This is a genomic window from Wolbachia endosymbiont of Drosophila baimaii (assembly GCF_028982185.1).
In the GTDB taxonomy this organism is placed as follows: Bacteria; Pseudomonadota; Alphaproteobacteria; order Rickettsiales; family Anaplasmataceae; genus Wolbachia; species Wolbachia pipientis.
The window spans coordinates 1-1,949 of sequence record NZ_JAPQLE010000191.1; the positions used below are offsets into that span (position 1 = coordinate 1).

General features: G+C 38.3%; 1 protein-coding gene. It reads left to right on the top strand.

From position 1 onward, the window contains the following. Positions 1 to 224: 224 nt before the first annotated feature. A complete protein-coding gene (locus tag OZD66_RS05655; protein WP_182366451.1) occupies positions 225 to 1,628 on the top strand; it encodes an NAD(P)H-dependent flavin oxidoreductase in 1,404 nt (467 codons plus the stop codon). Positions 1,629 to 1,949 lie beyond the last annotated feature (321 nt).

Sequence of the window (1,949 nt, forward strand, 5' to 3'; positions counted from 1 at the left end):
TTGAGATAGCTTCATAAATTTATTGTGCGTTACCTACTATCCGAAGAGCGATGCAACAAAGCCATTCCAGTGTCAAGCACTGGAATGACACCCTTCCGATGGGAACTGCTCTCAAACTACAACAGCATGAGTAGCTATAGAAGCTTTAATGATACAAGAAAAAATAAACAGCTATCATTTTTTTAGTAATTAAGTAAAATAGAGTGAAAGATTGCGAGGAAGTTTTGAAAAATAAGATAAAAAAGATAGTAATTTCAGGAAAGGAAGTGTGGCCAATCATCGAGGGCGGCAAAGGCATTGCAGTTAGTGATGGAAGATCAAGCGGAGCATTTGCTGCAGCAGATGCTGTGGGTACATTTTCTGGTGCAAATGCTAAGCTTATTGATGATAATGGCGAGTTAGTGCCACTAATTTATAAAGGCAAAACAAGAAATGAAAAGCATAGTGAATTGATTGAGTATAGTATTGAAGCTGGAATTAGTCAGGCAAGAATAGCAAATGAAATATCAAAAGGTCATGGAAGAATACACATGAATGTACTTTGGGAGATGGGAGCAGCAGAACGCGTGCTTCATGGCATATTAGAAGGAGCGAAAGGTTTGATTCATGGTATTACCTGCGGTGCTGGTATGCCTTATAGGCTTGGAGAAATTGCAGCTAAATATCAGGTTTATTATTACCCTATTATCTCATCGGTGCGTGCTTTTAAAGCATTATGGAAGCGTGCTTACCAAAGAATATCTTCCTATTTGCTTGGTGGAGTAGTGTATGAAGATCCATGGCTTGCTGGAGGGCACAATGGACTGAGTAACAGTGAAGACCCAGAGCTACCACAGGCTCCATTTGAAAGAGTTGCAGAGCTTAGATCTTTCATGAACGAGATCGGTCTTTCAGAAACACCAATTGTTATGGCAGGAGGAGTGTGGCATTTGAAAGATTGGGAACATTGGTTTGACAATCTGCAAATTGGACCAATAGCTTTTCAGTTTGGCACTCGTCCACTTTTGACGAAAGAAAGCCCAATTTCTGCAGAGTGGAAAAAGAAGCTACTCACTTTAGAAGAAGGTGATGTATTTTTAAATAAATTCAGTCCAACAGGGTTTTACTCATCTGCAGTAAAAAATAACTTCATACGTGAGTTGCAGGAACGGAATTCACGTCAAATAAAGTTTTCAGAAAATGCTAGCAAAGAATTTAATAATGAATTTGCAATGGGTAGCAGAGGTAGAAAGATCTACCTTACTGCAAAAGACAAAGAACTGGCAAATACATGGACTAAAGCAGGGTATACAGAAGCAATGAAAACTCCAGATACAACTGTTATTTTTGTGACGCCAGGCAGGTTTGCAGAGATAAGACAAGATCAAATCAATTGTATGGGATGCTTAAGTCATTGTTTGTTTAGCAATTGGAAAGATCATGGTGACCATTCAACAGGACGAAAGCCAGATCCGCGTAGTTTTTGCATACAAAAAACACTGCAAAACGTTATACACGATGGTGATATTGAGAACGAACTCATGTTTTCCGGGCACAATGTGTACAAATTTAAGCAAGATCCATTTTATGAGAATGGCTACGTACCGGCAGTAAAAGAACTGGTGGAAAGGATATTGACTGGGTATTGAGTCAGCAGTGGCCTGAAAAGTCCATTTTTCACTTTATAAAATGTTTATATTTTACTACCTACTTTATTTGAATAAGTTCTTCTGCCACACTTGAACGAATATCAAAAAAGATTGAATATTTGTATAGAATAGTGTATAATTATTAATCTTTTCTCAGTATTTTTACTATGGCTTTATCTAAGTTTCTTGACCCTAAGCTGGATTTAACCTTCAAAAAAATATGTAGGGTCGAGAACTGGCGCGCCTACTTTAGGGTTTGGTGGCTGATCCATTGTTTTCACAATAGGCCTCAATCCAAATTCCCATGTTAACGTTTCCAGC